The 2,113-nt window shown below is 44.3% G+C and carries 1 protein-coding gene; it reads left to right on the forward strand.

Going from position 1 to position 2,113, the window contains the following annotated elements:
* Positions 1-18 precede the first annotated feature (18 nt).
* Positions 19-1,938 (forward strand): BCCT family transporter, encoded by a 1,920-nt coding sequence (locus Q0296_RS04755; protein ID WP_298037216.1) that lies wholly within the window; start codon positions 19-21, stop codon positions 1,936-1,938.
* The last annotated feature ends 175 nt before the right edge of the window (positions 1,939-2,113 follow it).

Here is a 2,113-nt window from a genome sequence, read left to right on the forward strand (position 1 = left end):
TCGTCGGCAGCGTCAGATGTGTATAAGAGACAGGTATTTATCCCATCGCTTGTTATCATAGTTTTAATAACGGCATTTGCAGCGATATTTCCAAATTTCTCAAATGAGTTTTTTAAGGGTATGCAAAACTACATCGCGGCCAAATTTGGCTGGTTTTATATCCTAGTCGTTGCCGTCATACTGCTAAGCGTCATCATCCTTGGCTTTAGTAAGCTTGGCGAGATCAAGCTTGGAGCTGACCATGTAAAGCCAGAGCACAAAAATATCTCGTGGTTTTCTATGCTTTTTGCCGCTGGCATGGGCATAGGTCTAGTATTTTTTGGTGTGGCCGAGCCGCTCATGCACTATCTAAACCCACCAGTTGGCGACGCGCAAACTATCGCAGCGCAAAAGCTTGCGTTGAATATCACATTTTTTCACTGGGGCATGAGCGCATGGTCAGTTTATGCTATCGTAGCGCTAATTCTAGCCTTTTTCTCGTATAGACACGGCTTGCCACTCACGCTTAGATCGGCATTTTATCCGATCATCGGAGATAAAATTTACGGCAAGATAGGTAGTGCCATCGATACATTTGCCGTTGTGGCGACCCTTTTTGGTGTGGCGACATCGCTGGGATACGGCGTACTTCAGGTAAATGCTGGCCTTACGCACGTTTTTGGGCTGCCGACTATGCATATCACGCTTCTAATAGTGCTTTGTTTTGCAGCTACCATCTCAGCGGCAAGCGGCGTAGATAAGGGCATCAAGATCTTATCAAACGCAAATATTGCGCTAGCTATATGTTTTATGTTTTTGATACTATTTTTAGGCGATACGACGCAGCTTTTAAAGTCGTTTGTGCAAAACAGCGGCGACTACGTCTCTACGCTCATTTCAAACACCTTTAACCTCTACGCCTATGAGAGGCAAAACGAGAGCTGGCTTGGCGGTTGGACGCTGCTATACTGGGCTTGGTGGCTATCTTGGTCGCCGTTTGTGGGGCTTTTTATAGCTAAAATTTCAAAGGGCAGAACGATCAGAGAATTTGTGATAGGCGTGCTTTTAGTGCCAACTGGCTTTACCTTTGCTTGGATGAGCTTTTTTGGTAACTCGGCGATTGCGCTTGTGCAAGGCGGCTTTAGCGAGCTAGCAACGACTGTAAATTCCGACTCAGCCTCAGCACTTTTTATGTTTTTAGAAAAATTTAGCTTCTCAGGCGTGCTAAGCGTGATCGCAGTCTTTATGATCGTAATATTTTTCGTAACTTCTGCCGACTCAGCAGCGATCGTTATGAACATGCTTTGCTCAAACGGCAAGGACGATACGCCGGTTTGGCAAAAGGTCTTTTGGGGCGTTACAGTGGGCGTCGTGGCGGCATTTTTGATGCTAGCAGGCGGTCTTGGCTCGCTTCAAGCACTTACGATCACCACAGCACTGCCATTTTCCATAGTGTTACTTGGCGCCATTTACGGGCTATTTAAGGCGTTACGTGTGGATCTAACCAAAAAAGAGACAAATAACTTTAGCAATATGCCTATTAGTGATCTTTCAAAGCCGTGGCAAGAGCGCCTAAGTGCGATCATTACGCTACCAGGCAAGAAAGATGGCAAGAAATTTTTAAACGAGGTTGTACTAAAAGCGTTTAACGAGCTAAAAGAGGAATTTGCCAAAAACGGCCTTGAAGCAAAGGTCACAAATGGCGAAAATTTTGTAAATTTAAATGTCGGACTTGGCGACGAGATGGACTTTAGATATGGCGTCTATCTCACCAAGAGCCATAGCCCAGACTATACGAGGGAGCTTGACGGCGACGATCTTTACTACAGGGCTGAGGTCTATCTAAAAGAGGGCGGTCAAGACTACGACGTGCTTGGCTGGAGCGAAGCTACGCTGATAAATGACGTCATCGAGCAATACCGCAAACATATGCAGTTTTTACACGTTGTGAGAAGGTAAAATTGAGTAAAATTTGCCTGGAATGTGAAAATTTCTAGGCAAATTTATAAATTTAACTGAACTTTTTGCAAATTTAAAACTTATTCACCCCCTAAGAATTGACTACTAAAATTTGGCTTCGCTTGCAGCTTAGCTCAAATTTTAGAGCCGAAATTACTCGTTCATGAAATTTTAA

This window comes from uncultured Campylobacter sp. (assembly GCF_937890585.1).
GTDB lineage: Bacteria > Campylobacterota > Campylobacteria > Campylobacterales > Campylobacteraceae > Campylobacter_A.